This window comes from Lactobacillus taiwanensis (assembly GCF_017894345.1).
Taxonomy (GTDB): Bacteria; Bacillota; Bacilli; order Lactobacillales; family Lactobacillaceae; genus Lactobacillus; species Lactobacillus taiwanensis.
Genome location: NZ_CP059277.1, coordinates 97,274 through 112,533, shown reverse-complemented (window position 1 = coordinate 112,533; position 15,260 = coordinate 97,274). Strand labels below are relative to the sequence as shown.

At 29.3% G+C, this 15,260-nt stretch carries 20 protein-coding genes and 1 tRNA gene; 2 read left to right on the top strand and 19 right to left on the bottom strand.

Translation table 11 applies throughout. The features are described 5' to 3' along the window. Positions 1 to 85: 85 nt before the first annotated feature. Positions 86 to 1,534, bottom strand: a complete 1,449-nt coding sequence (locus tag H1A07_RS09810) for a hypothetical protein (protein ID WP_210145579.1) — start codon at positions 1,532 to 1,534, stop codon at positions 86 to 88. Positions 1,535 to 1,867: 333 nt separating this feature from the next. Between H1A07_RS09810 and H1A07_RS09805 the strand changes: the two genes are divergently transcribed. Continuing rightward, a tRNA-Asn gene (locus tag H1A07_RS09805) sits at positions 1,868 to 1,940 on the top strand. 389 nt (positions 1,941 to 2,329) lie between these two features. Here the strand turns inward: H1A07_RS09805 and H1A07_RS09800 are convergent. The 12 genes from H1A07_RS09800 to H1A07_RS09745 all read right to left on the bottom strand — a co-directional run bounded on the left by H1A07_RS09800 (position 2,330) and on the right by H1A07_RS09745 (position 10,602). Continuing rightward, positions 2,330 to 2,998, bottom strand: a complete 669-nt coding sequence (locus H1A07_RS09800) for a Fic family protein (protein ID WP_210145578.1) — start codon at positions 2,996 to 2,998, stop codon at positions 2,330 to 2,332. Between the two features lie 134 nt (positions 2,999 to 3,132). Then, positions 3,133 to 3,669 carry a hypothetical protein gene (locus H1A07_RS09795; protein ID WP_210145577.1) on the bottom strand — a complete coding sequence of 179 codons (537 nt, stop codon included), beginning with the start codon at positions 3,667 to 3,669 and terminating at the stop codon, positions 3,133 to 3,135. A gap of 32 nt (positions 3,670 to 3,701) precedes the next feature. After that, complete coding sequence (locus H1A07_RS09790; protein ID WP_210145576.1) at positions 3,702 to 4,229, bottom strand: antirestriction protein ArdA; 528 nt, start codon at positions 4,227 to 4,229, stop codon at positions 3,702 to 3,704. A 313-nt stretch (positions 4,230 to 4,542) separates the two neighbouring features. Continuing rightward, positions 4,543 to 4,752 (bottom strand): hypothetical protein, encoded by a 210-nt coding sequence (locus H1A07_RS09785; protein ID WP_210145574.1) that lies wholly within the window; start codon positions 4,750 to 4,752, stop codon positions 4,543 to 4,545. 183 nt (positions 4,753 to 4,935) lie between these two features. After that, complete coding sequence (locus H1A07_RS09780) at positions 4,936 to 5,133, bottom strand: hypothetical protein (protein WP_210145573.1); 198 nt, start codon at positions 5,131 to 5,133, stop codon at positions 4,936 to 4,938. Between the two features lie 184 nt (positions 5,134 to 5,317). Next, on the bottom strand, positions 5,318 to 6,109 hold the full coding sequence (locus H1A07_RS09775) for an Rpn family recombination-promoting nuclease/putative transposase (protein ID WP_210145572.1): 792 nt from the start codon (positions 6,107 to 6,109) through the stop codon (positions 5,318 to 5,320). Between the two features lie 75 nt (positions 6,110 to 6,184). Further along, positions 6,185 to 6,682, bottom strand: coding sequence for a hypothetical protein (locus H1A07_RS09770; RefSeq protein WP_210145570.1), 498 nt, complete (start codon positions 6,680 to 6,682; stop codon positions 6,185 to 6,187). A 284-nt stretch (positions 6,683 to 6,966) separates the two neighbouring features. Beyond that, a complete protein-coding gene (locus H1A07_RS09765) occupies positions 6,967 to 7,473 on the bottom strand; it encodes a hypothetical protein (RefSeq protein ID WP_210145569.1) in 507 nt (168 codons plus the stop codon). Positions 7,474 to 7,563: 90 nt separating this feature from the next. After that, positions 7,564 to 8,220 (bottom strand): hypothetical protein, encoded by a 657-nt coding sequence (locus H1A07_RS09760; RefSeq protein ID WP_210145567.1) that lies wholly within the window; start codon positions 8,218 to 8,220, stop codon positions 7,564 to 7,566. 272 nt (positions 8,221 to 8,492) lie between these two features. Further along, on the bottom strand, positions 8,493 to 9,416 hold the full coding sequence (locus tag H1A07_RS09755; RefSeq protein WP_210145565.1) for a helix-turn-helix domain-containing protein: 924 nt from the start codon (positions 9,414 to 9,416) through the stop codon (positions 8,493 to 8,495). A gap of 14 nt (positions 9,417 to 9,430) precedes the next feature. Further along, a complete protein-coding gene (locus H1A07_RS09750) occupies positions 9,431 to 9,721 on the bottom strand; it encodes a type II toxin-antitoxin system MqsR family toxin (protein WP_210145563.1) in 291 nt (96 codons plus the stop codon). A 239-nt stretch (positions 9,722 to 9,960) separates the two neighbouring features. Next, positions 9,961 to 10,602 (bottom strand): tyrosine-type recombinase/integrase, encoded by a 642-nt coding sequence (locus tag H1A07_RS09745; RefSeq protein ID WP_210145562.1) that lies wholly within the window; start codon positions 10,600 to 10,602, stop codon positions 9,961 to 9,963. 323 nt (positions 10,603 to 10,925) lie between these two features. Between H1A07_RS09745 and H1A07_RS09740 the strand changes: the two genes are divergently transcribed. Next, positions 10,926 to 11,081 carry a hypothetical protein gene (locus H1A07_RS09740; RefSeq protein ID WP_210145560.1) on the top strand — a complete coding sequence of 52 codons (156 nt, stop codon included), beginning with the start codon at positions 10,926 to 10,928 and terminating at the stop codon, positions 11,079 to 11,081. 132 nt (positions 11,082 to 11,213) lie between these two features. Here H1A07_RS09740 and H1A07_RS09735 read toward each other — a convergent pair whose 3' ends face one another. The 6 genes from H1A07_RS09735 to H1A07_RS09710 all read right to left on the bottom strand — a co-directional run bounded on the left by H1A07_RS09735 (position 11,214) and on the right by H1A07_RS09710 (position 15,235). Then, on the bottom strand, positions 11,214 to 11,375 hold the full coding sequence (locus H1A07_RS09735; protein ID WP_210145558.1) for a hypothetical protein: 162 nt from the start codon (positions 11,373 to 11,375) through the stop codon (positions 11,214 to 11,216). 86 nt (positions 11,376 to 11,461) lie between these two features. Beyond that, complete coding sequence (locus H1A07_RS09730; protein ID WP_210145556.1) at positions 11,462 to 11,842, bottom strand: nucleotidyl transferase AbiEii/AbiGii toxin family protein; 381 nt, start codon at positions 11,840 to 11,842, stop codon at positions 11,462 to 11,464. A gap of 691 nt (positions 11,843 to 12,533) precedes the next feature. Further along, entirely contained in the window at positions 12,534 to 13,721 is a 1,188-nt protein-coding gene (locus H1A07_RS09725; protein WP_210145555.1) for a hypothetical protein, read from the bottom strand. 361 nt (positions 13,722 to 14,082) lie between these two features. Next, the gene (locus tag H1A07_RS09720) at positions 14,083 to 14,382 is read right to left on the bottom strand and encodes a type II toxin-antitoxin system RelE/ParE family toxin (RefSeq protein WP_210145553.1); all 300 of its coding nucleotides are present in this window, start codon (positions 14,380 to 14,382) and stop codon (positions 14,083 to 14,085) included. Beyond that, complete coding sequence (locus H1A07_RS09715; RefSeq protein WP_210145551.1) at positions 14,372 to 14,695, bottom strand: toxin-antitoxin system; 324 nt, start codon at positions 14,693 to 14,695, stop codon at positions 14,372 to 14,374. Before H1A07_RS09715 ends, H1A07_RS09720 begins: the two co-directional genes overlap by 11 nt. Before the next feature lie 273 nt (positions 14,696 to 14,968). Next, the gene (locus H1A07_RS09710) at positions 14,969 to 15,235 is read right to left on the bottom strand and encodes an AbrB/MazE/SpoVT family DNA-binding domain-containing protein (protein ID WP_210145549.1); all 267 of its coding nucleotides are present in this window, start codon (positions 15,233 to 15,235) and stop codon (positions 14,969 to 14,971) included. Between the last annotated feature and the right edge of the window lie 25 nt (positions 15,236 to 15,260).

Here is a 15,260-nt window from a genome sequence, read left to right as displayed (position 1 = left end):
ATATCACTTTTTCAACTATTCTTAAAAGTACAGTTTTAGGTAATGTTAAATTATAAATTTGAGAGAGGATCTCTCAAATAATGAATTAGTCAAAATATGGATAATTAATCTGATCGTTATCAGTTACGTTCAGTTTATACTTTGCACGATATAATGCTTTTTCAACAGCAAGTTGACCGCTGGTTTTTGCCATCGAAACTGTATAGCATCTATTTTGATTAGCGATTAGAAATTGACTGATACTATGTTTAATATATGATTGAATTAAAATTACGTAACTAGATTCTTTAGCTGCTCGAAAAGCTTGGGATGGTTGCTTTGTTTCAATTATTTTTGCGATACCGTTATGGGCTTCGATAACTTTCTCTAAGTTAGCAGTTAAGCTTTTATCGGCAACAACAATAATGGCTCGCTTTTTTTGTAAGTCAAAGTTCAATTTAGGAATATATTCTTGACCAGATGAAGATTTCTTTTCTTTCTTTTTTCGTAGTTTTAGCAGCTTTCGTTGTTGTTTAGTCAGTTTTTTCTGATTATTAGAAGTGTTTTTAGTAACTTTAACATCAAGCGTAGAATGAGTGTTTTCTGCATACTTCCAACGTAATTTGATATTTTCAGGGGTATTCTCATACCAAGCTAGAGTAACAAGGTCGCTTTCTTTAAGCTTAAAATTAGCTATGACACGCTCGTCAAAATATAGTCTTGTTTTAGCTGAATTAAATTGGCTAAGATGGCGTTTATTCGTGTCTTTGTCAACATATAAACCAAAACCATCTCTTTGTACTACAGATGGTCCAAATTCCACAATATTCTCTTTAGGTCTATGGTCTTTTTTAGGAGCAATGACTTTAACAATCTTTCGTAAACCCTTATCATCAATGCGTCTGTCTAAGCTCACTATAGATCCTTCTTCTAAATTTGCACTCCGTGTTAGATATTCATTAAAAAATTGGATATTATTTCCTTTAGAATCAATCGCTTCGGAACCATTAAGCCGTCTTTGAACAATATAATCATCACTCTTTTTTTCAACTGATTGAATGTGTTTTATACAAGGAATAGGTGGAATTGATTTTGATAAATATTGTTTGTTTCTATTATTCAGGACAACTTTACTTAATTTAGTAGAATCGGCTAATTGCTTCATAGCCGCAGTATCAATATTTTTCGGTTGTTGGGTAAGTTCTTCTTTATTAGAATTATTCGCTAGATTATTTGGATCTGAAATATTCAAAAAATTATCAAAATCGTCAGAACTAGGTGTTTTTTCAATATTTTCACTCTTATTTTCTTCGTCATTGTGCGTATCTGATGAGGTATTTTCATCAATTTTTTTAGAAGCGTTAGATGAAATATTGTCTGGCGATTCAACTTGCTTTTTATTCTTATGCGGTTCGTCTACCGGCGTATTCTCTCCATAAGCATCATTATAGATTTTAGTTATTAAACTTAAAGCTATCATTGATTGTTTTAAAGATTGGGTTGTATCAGAAGTAGCATTCATTAATTTAACAATGTCGTCTCGGTAATCTATCATATTAATTTCCTCCTTTAAAATACATTAAAATTTTATCATAGGAATCAATCCTAAAAAGAACTGCTCTATTTTATTCAAAGTTGAAATTAAACTATGGAGTTAATTGTTCTCCAAGAAAGAAGCTGATATAATTAATGTATCAATAGTTTAGTTATGAAATGATTAGATTGATCGAACGTGGCGCACCCTAAGGGTAACAGATGCAAATCACTAATCACTGATATTCAGTTAAGTTCGTTTGGAATATCATTTTATCGTAATTACACCAATTACTAATGTCTGTTTTAGTGATGTAATTGCACCTCGTCAGTTATTAATTAAATTATTGACAATTGCGAATTAGCTCAGTTGGTAGAGCAGTGGACTGTTAATCCATTTGTCGTCAGTTCGAGTCTGACATTCGCAGTAAACTATACCTTTTCGATATATTTATTAAGTTAACCTTCTGGAGTTAAATCAATAACCTGGAGGTTAACTTTTTTATTATGTTGGATGATTAACCTCTCCTGAGATAGCTGTTAGTGGCTGCTAGATTTTTTTGTATAATTTTGGGTTATATCTTGTTCAATTTATGATTGATGAGAATCTAACATTAAATATGCTCTGGCGCTTAAAACAATAGTGCCCCCCTTAAAATACTAATTATCACTTTTCAACTTTGGATAAAATAATCACTTTATCTATAGTTACCATAATTTTAATTATGTAAAATTATTATTTAAAATACTTGTTATTCCTTCTAACAAAAAACATGATATCATCGATACCATGTTCTACAAATATAATCATATCTTATTAAAGATTTAATCCTTGTATTCCATTTTCATAGGTCCATTGTTTAATCTGTGTATCTTCACCACTTCTATAGTAATCACTAATTAGTTCATTCCATGTACCCCACTTGTCTAAAGGGACATTAATCAATCCAGCACCACCATCAATCATAATTTTGTTGGCAGCGAGTGTTGCTGATCTTTTATTACCGTCCCAAAATATTTGGGCTCTCATATTGTGATACATTAATGTTAATGCTTTGTCGGTAGTACTTATATTCTTTGCCATTAAAGAAGTAAAGAAGCTTTTTTCATTCTCTTCGTCTGGGTTGACCGGAATATATGTATCTTTTGAATCAAGAATCACCTGGGAGTTTCCTGATCTAATTGAACCTGGTTCAAAAGAATCAAAGAGAGCGACAATTTTATTAATATTTTTCATCTTATCAAACGTTAAAGCTTCCTTGTCGTTAATGATGTATTGCCATCCTCGTTTTAATTGCACAATTGTATTAATATCATCAATTGAGACCCCATCGACGCCCAAGCCATCAATAATAGTTTGTGTTTGTGGTAAGGTTGTACTTAAACCCTCAAAGCGCGAATTAGTATAGACAAGCTTAGTTAAATTTTGCTTAGCAAATCTCCTATTTTGTTCAGAAGACATACAATATTTATCTTTTAATACCATAAAATTTTACCTTTCTAATCCCTTGCTTCTAATAAATTATAAGCGTATGGAAATCAATACGTCTATTATTTACTAAAAAAGTATCTAACTATTAGAACTAAGTTAGATACTTAAACTGTATTTTTTCAAATCATTTATTTAACTTCATTTTCAAACAGGCATTGATATCCATATGGTGATTCAATAATGTCTTCAGCAATCCACTCAGCTTCTGTTGAAAAGTGCTCCCAAGTAATTCCATAAAAAATAGTTTGTGCTATGTAATCTAATGCTTCCTGGTTTTTCCAGAGATTTTTTTTAAGGATCTCTCCATTACTAAAATCACTCTGATCTAGATTATGTAAGATATCTTCTGCACAATCGTATAAATCCTTTACTGTTTCAAATAGATTCGTTATATTATGTGCTTTCGTTTCAATTAAAGTATCTTCAAAATCCATAACAGATGATCTAATGGGAATATCACTCGGCAAATATTTTAAGCTACCAGCTGGTGCATTTATGGTATAAATATACTCATTCTCATACTGATCATTAGCTAAGCCTTGAGCACCGTATATTCTCCATTCACCATTTTTAAAAACAGCAAATGAGTCTCCTATTCCGTCTACACGTGTTTCAATGTTTCCCGTCTTGTAATCTACTAAAGTGCTAATTATTTCTTTTGTCATTTCAATATTTCCTCTCTAATTAATAAACTTATTTAAATCTGATTTTCAAGTCTAAATTCTTCAATAATTTCTGTAGCATTTTCATTTATTTTCTTTAAATATTCTGCTTCAGAAATTGTCTCTAAATTACCATATCCATTAAAATAAACATAATCATCATTTAGATTAACATGTCCTCTTCCTACAGCCATCGCTGCTTCATATGCTGATGAAAAACTATTATTTATAAATTCTTCTGGATCTTCAAAGCTATAAACTTCACTAAAAGCAAATCTATCTCGATCATCTAACTCATCATACACATTTTTGATAGTTTCATAATTTTCCAGGGCCTTAGCCAAGTTATTTAGAGCTTCTAAATTTTCATATTGATCTATTTCGAACGGTGCTTCATAGTCACTAATAATAAAATCATTGATATACAATCCTTTTTCATCTTTTTGAATAATCTTATCCAAAATATCACGATGAACATCTTTGACCGGTAAGCTTTTCCACTCGCCATTAATAATTCCATCATTATACAACCCTAAATTTGAAACAAATACTTTAATTTCCATAACAATCAAATCTCCTTTAACAACGAAAAAAGGAATCTATTAAATCTGCGATTCAATAGATTCCTTTACAAATCAATAAAAATAAAACGATAACATTAAAACTAGTCCAACAATAGACTTTCAACAAATTCAGCAAAACAAAATGCTGAAAACAATCAAAATAAAAATAATAAATATTTTTACACTTTCATTATATCATGTTAAAAATCTTCATGTAAATGTGTGTCTCTCTTAAGCAAAAAAACATCTAATATATCTTTATTAGATGCTTTAGCTACGATTTTTAATAGTATTAATTATGAGTGACTCTTTGTTATAGCTCTTTATCTAAAATCTGATTAATTATAGATAAGGGTAACTCTGAGTCATAGTCTTCATGTACAGAAGAAGCAATAGTTTCAGAATCTATGTTTAATTTCTTTAATCTTTTTATTAAAGAGTATATATCCTCAATTTTACTTTCTGCCTTGCCTTCTAAGCGTGCAGTAACTTCTCTATCTCTAATCTTTTCTTCTAGTGACATGATCTTTGCCATCCTTTTTAGAAATTCGTAAATTATTATCCTCTATTTCTGAGAATTGAAATAGTAACCTATTTCGAATCTTTTCTTCATATTTTACCTTTAAAAAACAAAAAAGTATCTAATATTTAGTTATTAGATACTTTAGTTACAATATTTACCAATGTTAGTTATGATATCTCTTTGTTATAGCTCTTTATCTAAAATCTTATTAATTGTAGATAAAGGTAATTCTGAGTCATAGTCTTCATGTACAGAAGAAACAATAGTTTCAGAATCTATGTTTAATTTCTTTAATCTCTTTATTAAAGAATATATATCCTCAATTTTACCTTCTAAGCGTGCAGTAACTTCTCTATCTCTAATCTTTTCCTCTAGTGACATGATCTTTGCCCTTCTTTTTAGAAATTCGTAAATTATTATCCTCTATTTCTGAGAATTGAAATAGTAACCTATTTCGAATCTTTTCTTCATATTTTACCTTTAAAAAACAAAAAAAGTATCTAATATTTAGTTATTAGATACTTTAGTTACAATATTTACCAATGTTAGTTATGATATCTCTTTGTTATAGCTCTTTATCTAAAATCTTATTAATTGTAGATAAAGGTAATTCTGAGTCATAGTCTTCATGTACAGAAGAAGCAATAGTTTCAGAATCTATGTTTAATTTCTTTAATCTTTTTATTAAAGAGTATATATCCTCAATTTTACCTTCTGCTTTACCTTCTACCTTACCTTCTAAGCGTGCAGTAACTTCTCTATCTCTAATCTTTTCTTCTAATGACATGATCTTTGCCCTTCTTTCTGGATCTGCATTTATTTCTCTAACTCTTTCCTGCATTGAATAATACTTTGAATTTTTATCAACTTGCTTATTATTTACAAGTTTAATTAGATCTTTCATCATAGAGCTTGCATTATTTGTATTTGCAGTAGCATTTATAAAATAGACATCAGATCCATCTATAATACGTTCTTCTTCTTTTAAATGTCCTTTTAGATATATTTGCCTTTCGTATTGCAAATCTCCATAACCAAATGGATCAAAAGTGCAAATAAAAATAATAATACTATCACGTAACTTATCATACGATTCATTCTTATCTAACGTAAGCTTTGAATCGATTTTCGATTGATAATATCTAACACGTTGAGGTAGGTATCCATTTTTACTAGTCTGCATTTCTACATCATAAATTTTGCCTTTTTCATCTTCTACTTGAAGATCTAGTCTAACATCTTTGCTATGGAAATCTACTGAATTAATTTGTTTTTGGGTAGTTGCATACTTTATATTTTTAATATGCAAGGTTGGAAGGATAGTATTCAAAACTAAAAGAATATTATCCTTATACATTAATTATACCTCTTAAAACAAACAAAAGTATCTAATGCCTCTGTATTAGATACTTTTATTACAATTTTTACCTTTCTAATCAAAAACAGCTGCTTCTAATAAAGCAGTTAACTTAGATTCTGTTATACTGTTATCTTGCTTATCATTTGAATAATGCCAAGCCCATTCTATATCGCCCTGATAATATCCAAATAGTTTCCAGGAACAAAAGCCAGTAGTCTCTAATACCTCATCAAGATATTCTAGAATTAACTTGACGTCTTTATGACAAGTATCTTTACGCAGAATTCTATCTATTCCATCTAGAATACATTCATCACCTGTTAGAAACTCATGAAGAAAGTCTTCTTGACCGTAATTCTCATTAGTATGCCAAGAAAAATACTCATCAAATGAATTCTGAACTGAAATAGGCTCTAAATTCCAAGAATTTAATAGCTGATTAACAAGTTCTAATCGTTGTCTGATATTTAATTGAGTTAGTACAAAGTCACGTAGATCTGTAAGTCCATCTCTATCAGAAAATACAAAGTGAAAACCTTGTTCGTTTAAATAAATTAAATTGTCATTCATATTAAACTCCTTTTTTACAACAAAAAAGGGAGCTATTAAATCAACGATTCAATAGTTCCCTTTTCTAAACAATATAAAATAAAAAACAATACAATTACTACAAGTCCAACATTGAACTTTCAACAAAATCAGCCGGACAATTGCTGAAAATAATCAAAATAAAAATAATAAATATTTTTACCTTTAAATTATATCATTTTGCAAAATATCACGTAAGTATAGAAAAAATTAAATAATGAAGTGGTAATAATGCTTATCTTTCGTGCCGGTTTATACTTAAAAATTTATCTGTCTCTTCTAAGTTGAATGCCACCACATTTGACTACACTTTTGGCACCTAATTTAGGTACACAGCGTTTTACATCGATCGGTAGCAGCTCGTCAGCATAATTTACAATAGTTGGAAGCTGCGTTACCAAGTCCTTTAACCAAGCATCTAAAACTTTACTATCATTTTCACACCATGGGAGTCCGATAAGTATACTCAGATCATTTGTACTTAAGGGATGTAGATAACAAAGTGTATCCATTCCTTCTTCAATGATAATTAATCCATATTTTATTTCTAGTGGCCAATTATCATTAATTAAATCTAACGTGGTATTAACGTTTTTTAAAGTATATGGATCACCCCAAAGATGTGTTGTATTTCGTATTATTCCATTTGAGTCTATTTCTTGCTTTAATTCTTCCTTGAATCTAGGAATATCGATTATTAAAAGTTCCTCATGCTTAACATTTGGTATAGTTAGATCATCAACAACTTGCCAATTATAGTTTTTACTTCTCATAATTTACAATCCTTTCAAAAAGGATTCCTTAAATCTATTGATTTAAGGAATCCCTAGCCATATTAAAACAAAACAAATTAAAAACTAGTATTAATGAAGATAAATATTATAGCCTTTACAAATTGCTCGATAAGATTCTATAAAATTATATTTAGAGATACGATTATTTGTATAGGGATCCTGAGCTTTACAGTATTGTTCAAATGTTAAATTTTCTTTATCGCTATAACCAAGCTCATAACCTGCCTTAAACTTAAAACTAGTTCGATCAGGACTTCCTTTTTGATAAAGAATATCCATAATCATATAGCCACAGTTATTATCGAAGCTCATCATTTCTAAATCGTTAATATTTAGATTATAAATACTATCTAGTTTTTCTAAGAATTTATCTAGTTGATCTGTATCTCCTATAGAATTGTATTCTCGCAAAAGATCAAGATTTTGGTAAGGTTCATATAATGAACCACTAGTTAAATTTGCAAGATAATTACGAAAATTTCTTGCAAATAATGGATTTGTTAGTCCAATATCTTTTTTTAGAACTTTATCAAATTTGTAAAAAACATTTTTTTCCTTCAAACTATCCTGTAGTTGATAACTCCATGGCAAATTTATTGCGAGATTCAGTGCATCCATTGGCATCACTCTTCCGCATCCCCATTGATAATGAATCATTGTGCCACAAAGTTGATTACCTTTTTCATCCATAACGTTAACCAATAATTGAGTTCTTTCTCCCATCATCTTACTCGCTTTCTACAAAAAAAAGGAATTACTAAATCTTGCGATTCAATAATTCCTTTTCGAAACAATATAAAATAAAAATTAATACAATAACTACAAGTTCAACATTGAACTTACAAACAAATCAGCAAAACAAAATGCTGAAAATAATCAAAATAAAAATAATAAATATTTTTACTTTTTCATTATATCATGTTTAATAGTTATGTTGTTTTGCGATTGCAAAATAAAGGCGCCCATCCTGGTATAGAACGACCGCCATTCATTAAATATTATTCTTCCTTACCTCGTTTAAAGGTGTCAAAAATCAATTGGTCTTTAATTATTTCTCGATCAGGTGTTAAATTCCACGGAGATCCAGGAGAATGTGTTTGTCTGCTTAGTCTTGAAGCATTGTAATTAATGTAATCATCATTTACCTTAGCTAGTAATTCTACTATTTCTTCGTCCTGAGACACTAAATTGTAATCATGGAAAGCCTTATCATCTGGTTTATTAACATCCAGGACCACACGTCCAGAAAATTCTTTATGAACTTCAGTAATTAGAGGATCGTACTGAAAATGTGTAATCGGAGAAGAAAACAATTTACTATGATGGGATACTAAAAATCTCCCATAGGCAAAATAAAGTAGTTTTATGACCTTCATCTGAGTTAAAGGATCAATATTTAAATCAATACTTCGTGACAAGTAGTTTTCTACTCGTAACCAATTTGCTAATTGAACAGCCTTAAATCTTGGTTGACTACTTTCTAATTCAAATAGCGTATTACTATGATTGAGATAGGAATTTACTTTTGAAATTAATTCCTTAGAGTAATTATTTTTACTATCAGAAATATATTGTTTAAGTACATCGTCATTAGAGAGCAATGATTTTAACAATCTGTTATTTGCCTTAGTTGGAAATGCACCTGCTTCGTAAAGTGCAATTGTGTTTGGACTTAGTCCAGTTAGTTCTGCTAAATTACGCTGCGAGAGACCAATCTTAGCTCTATAATCTTTAAGATCTTTAGGTGACAGTAAACCCATGTCATTACGATATTGTTGACGTGCAATTTCAGCTGCTTGATCATCTAGCTCTTTATTGGGAATAATTTTATTGGTATTACTATCAAAAAGAGCAGGTGCAGTGACAGAATACTCATGACCATTAATGGTGTAAGTTGTTGTAAAGTCTTTTTGGTAAGCCATTTAAATTCCTCCTTTTAATAGTCAAGATGAAAACTAATGAATACGACCTTTTGATTATTTTCGATAAAAATAAACTTAATGTAGTATGTTTGGCCATCACTTGTCTTGAATACCCAAACATATTGCAAAGGATTATTTCGATTAGGTTCATGTTTAACAAAGTCTTTGATTTCTAGTTGTTTGACTATCTCGCGAGCTAAGGTTTCTGAAACTGGCATTGCCATCCTATCTCTTCTTTGAACCATGTGAAATTGATTATGTCGAACAAGAAATTTTAATCTAGCTAAGGCCTCAGAAACTTCCATTACACTCCTCCGAGTTTATTATTTTGTACCTTATTTTACCATATGGTAGAAAATGATGCTACTAATTAGTAGTAAATAACTATTCTTTCAAATTATTAATTTATTTAAAAGAAATATAGAGTTAAAATCAAGGATTGAATTTATATCACTTAAAGGATAACTTTATCAACAACTTATCAATAAAAACAATTTAACGGCCTTAGAATCGTCCTCTCAACATTTGCAATTTATACATTTTACTATCCAAAATCTATAGTATCTAAAATTTGCTCTCTAGTATCCTGGTCTAATCCTAAATAAGCTAAAGTCATCTCCTCAGAAGAATGATTTAACAATTTCATCACTAACCCAATATTATGATTAGTTTGTTGATATACACGATATGCTCCCGTTTTTCTCATCGTATGAGTACCTAAATAATCAATATTCAGTTCTTTGCCTACTTCGTTCATTATTTTCCAATATGCCTTACCGTCGATATGACGTTCAGCATGTCTAATAGAAGGAAAAAGCCACGGACTAGTAAGTACATTACCATTAAAATTTGAACTTCTATATATTTTTTTCTTCCTATTATGTAGTTGCTGCTCTTTTAGCCAGTCAAAGTAATCGTTTAGATCTCTTTCTACTGGTTTTAAATATAAAACATTATGTTTTTTAGTCTTTTTATCAATTATATAAGCATTTCTTTTTACTCGACCATTTTCGTCAAACACATCAGACTTCTTTAAAGAAAGAACGTCACTAACTCTAAGTAAGGTAGATTTTCCTACTTGAAATATTGTGTAATTTCTACGTCCAGTTGTTTCTTTTTCTAATAGACTTTTTTGAACTTCACTTAAAACCCAAGAATCTTTTATAGGTTTTACTATTTGTTTCATTATTTACTCCATTTTGATTATGCGTTATTAATTTTAATATCTATATTATAACGCATATTAATATCAATGCTCTTATAAGTCCTTGATATTATGCAATTTTTAGCCATCAAAGTATGCGTTATTTCATACAAATAACGCATACAAAATAAGAATATTAATACAAATTTACAGTTTAGCATTCTAAGAAATTTAATTATGAGCTTTCTCACTTTAATAATTTAAAAGCCATAGAATCGCTCTCTCAACATTTACCTTTTAAAACGTATTTCAAAGAAAAAAGTGTCTGGGAAAGTAATCCTTCATATAGCTGAAGAAGAAGGTATATGAAACAATATGTAAATAAATATTTATTGCTCGATATTGAAAATGTGTATTCTCAAAAAATAATCAAATTAATGATGGCCGTTGTGAAAAAATACGACAAAGCTTTCGAAGAAAAAATGAATTACTATGTGCAAAAAGCTTTCAACTTAGATTAGTTTCCTTAAAGTAAAAGGAAATATACTATTAGTCTCAATATCATAACTCAATGACATTGCATTCTTGTTAATCTTTTTTCTGATAAATTTGCTTGTAGCTGTTAACTATAGTCACTTCTTTAGAGAAGAATTTTACTTATCTGATTTCTTTTTCAAGTCTAAAATTGGTCCTTGAATTGGAGAAATCAAATCTTTTCTTATTGGGAATAATGCCGAGTACAATTCTTCATCTGTAGCTTTTTTTCTATTAATTGTCTTGTGAACTAAATCAATTGTATCTTTTTTTAAACTCATCTTATTCTCTTTCTATTTTTTATTATTTGAAGTAATGTAATTGATAATGGGCAGCAAAATTATATTTGTTACTAATATACTAATCATCACGGAATTAAGTAATTGATCACCTTTACTATTTTTTTGGCAATAATAGTTTCATTGTTGTAAGCTGCTATTTCTATTGGTGTTCCATCGATTAAAGATTTATAGGTATAGGTAATTTCTTTAGGTGTTATTACATCGCCAGTAGAAATATCAATCTTAATATTTGCTTTTGATTTTTTATATAAGATTCCAACTAAGTGTATTCTATATCCAACATATTGAGCCCCTTCATATAATTTTTCAACCTTTCCAGTACGCCTAATACTAATTGGATCATCTTTTATTGGGATAATTTCACAAATATCATCAACCATTTTTGTAACTTCATTAGACGTTAAATTCTTTCCTTTGATATCGGTATCAATATCCTCATCTGACATGATTATAGTAAGACCTCTATATATTTTTGTACTTTCTCAGTAGTTTTAAATAATTTAGCAATACTTTTATTGTTTTTTTAAAAATATTGTTTAAATGCCTTATTTACTATTTCTGGATCACTATGATTAGGTTATCTTAGTATTTCCGCCATTGTACGATCTAAAGAATATGCCTTTACTTTATTTCCTTGAACGGTTTCGACTGTATCGATTCCAAGACTGTATAATTCTTTTTTTGTTGATGAGCTACAATCTCATTTTTTAAGGATGCAGCTCCCTTAAAAAGTTTCTTATAATGCTAAGAATCGAGAACCAATATTAGAAAATTGATCGCTTTTATAATATAGAAATTTATTGTTTCAATGGAAGAATAAATTTAGCAGAGCATATAATTTTGTTCTGCTTACTTGAAATGACTTACCTCTAAAACCTATTTTGTTAATAATCAAAGTCTTCGGAGCTGATAATTTTTGTAAAAATCACATTATGCCATGCACCATAGCGATTATTTCGGGCAGTTTAAGCATTATAATTGTCGCCATAATCAAGAAAAAAAGCAGCATAAATCTCTCAGAATATGACATTGAAATTAAAATTTTATATATTTCATATAAAGAAAATAGAATGCCTACAACTGCAAAAGAAACTAAGAAAATTAGTAGCATGTACATTAAAGGCATAAGAACTGACATCATAACGCCTCCTTAATTTCATTTACAGTAACTGCTGGTAATAGTTCTTCAAACTCGTAAGAACTATTAATGTGATACGGTCGTTCATTCCATAGAGCATGATGCTTTGGTTCGTCAGCAAAAAAAGGACTTGTAAGATTAAAATTAGAACATCCCAAATTATTATGGTTCAATTCAGGATCCTTATTAGTTTTTCCGTTAATTAATGATGCAATGAATGCATTAGATAGCGGATCTGAAGGTGACGATAGTTTTCCAATGAATAATTTAGCCAGAGCTTCTGCTTTAGGTTTGCTCATTCCATGAGTTTCATGTGCATAATTCATAAAAGAATTATACAATTCACGCTTAGTTCCATAATAATCAGTAAGTATAAGCGGAGGCATAATATATCCATTATTCATTAGCAGTCTAGGAGTTAAATCTCGTCCTATTAAAATTGATTGTAATCCTATAATTTCTTGAGGATTAATGCTACTACCATAATCTTTACGCCAATCAATTTTAGCATTTAAATCTGAAAAAACTAATTTCCAATCTTCTTTTTTGCGGTTATAAAATTCAAAATTTGGATTATGAGAATTTGATAAACGTGCAAAATGCTTATTATCGGTTTTGCCAACATTAATTGGAAGTATAATTTTTCTAGTAAAATGTGCATCTCCATCTGCCGTTCGTAACGTATAATGCTCGATAATTTCTAAACTATAACTATGTTGAGCGTCAAGATTTGGATAGGGAATCATAATCCCATAATAACGCTTATTTCCGTTAGAAATATATGGGATTATATAAGAATGGTTAGGTAACGGAGTACCAAATACAAAATTATTAATTGAATAGTCTGCTATAACGTGTGCATTTTCATCAAAAAGATGTGTATCAATGTTTAAAGACCATGCTTTAGGTACATTTGAATTAGGATCAACCTTGATTTGCCAGTTAATAGGTTCATATAATTTAGCAGGCATTTTAATTGCATTGGGATGCGATTGAAAATAGTTATATATTTTAACAAGCCCCTTTTCAACATCTATACCGTTTAACGTTACAAAGCTAAAAATAGACGGTGAATAATAAAAGAAATTATCACATTTTAGCTCCGTTTTATGATTATTTATTAATTGCTTCTTAGTAGCACATAACATTTCTTGGCAAAATTGACTAGCCGTAATTGTTTTAGTCATTCTTTATTCTCTTTCCTAAAAGCTAATATAGTAGCTTTATTGTTCTATTTTTTATTTTGTTTCATTATAACTTCAATTTGATTTACTTTGTGAAAGCCTAAAAAATTGTGAAAATTGATTTTTTGACAATAGGCGTAAGTAAATTTTCGTTTTTAATATTCTTATAAAGTCTAAAAATGAATTAAGTTTATATTTGTTTGATAATTAAATTGTCAATTTGATAAGCCTAGTATAAGAAAAAGGTAGATAAAATCTCCTCATGAGTTCTATCTACCTTTATTCTTTAGTATGTTCATTACAAAAGATATCTACTTATTTTTTGTACTTTTTTTAATAAATTTTAGCATTTTAATCTAGTAAATTATGAATTAATTATTCGCTTTAATTGTTCATAAAATCTTTCTCTAGTCCCCGCTAAAGCAATTATTACAAGATTATCTTCATCATCAATTGTGTATGCAATGCGATATTGTATTCCTTTATAATACAATTTATAGGCATAAAATCCAGTTAAATCTCCTACTTTAGAATTCCCTACTTCATAAGGATTTGGCGCAATTTCATCATAAATTGCATTGTTAATAGCGATTTTTAAATTTCTATCTTTTAACTTCCTTACATATTTACTAACTCTATGGTTAATGTAGACCTCATATACCAAATTCTCTTGCAGCCTCTTCCTTAGATAATGGCTTAGATTCCTTTGCTTCTTCAACCAATCTATCTAAAGCACTTGGAATTGCCCTTTTTATTTTACTAAATTTGTTAATAAGTTCAGTACCTTCGTATCCTTGAGAAACTAAATCCCTTAAAATATCTTCATCAAAATCGAAAAAATCATCATCTACAAATTCGTAATAGATCCCATTTCGTGTAAGCTTGGGTCTAAGCTTCGTACCTGATGCTATGTCGAAAGATTTAGGAATAGCAACCATTAAGGAATTCCCTTGTTTTCTTGCTTTTAAAATTTCCATACTAATCACCTCATATATGTATTATCTCATTCCATTTTAGTAATTACAAGTAATTACGTGACTTGCTTATAAAAACAAAATAACTTATTTTGTCATTCTAAAAAAGTCTTGGGATTCCTTATGAACACCAAGACTTTTTATTTTTATCATCAAATATAAGATGAAATTTACTTTTTAATTAAGACATAAGCACTAATTCGAGGTCAGTACAAATTAGTTTTTATCCACGTCTCATTTTTTCTTTTTTTATAGCTTTTAAAGCATTCGGTCTCATTATCCATTGACCATCCAATCATGAAAATTAGGAGATTCTTTAGGATCATAATTTCCATTTTTATCAATTTCTACTTTTTCTTCTGGCAGCTCAAAAATTAAGTTTGCCCAATCTAATGCTGTAGGCAGCTTTTTAATAATAATTTCGTCGTTCTTTAATTCAAAAGAAACTTTAGTTCCCTTTTCTAAGTCTAATACTTTTCGAATTGCAGCAGGAATTACTAATTGCCCTTTTTGAGATACTTTTCCAGTATACAAATTATCCATATTTATATTTCCTTCGTCTTATGCA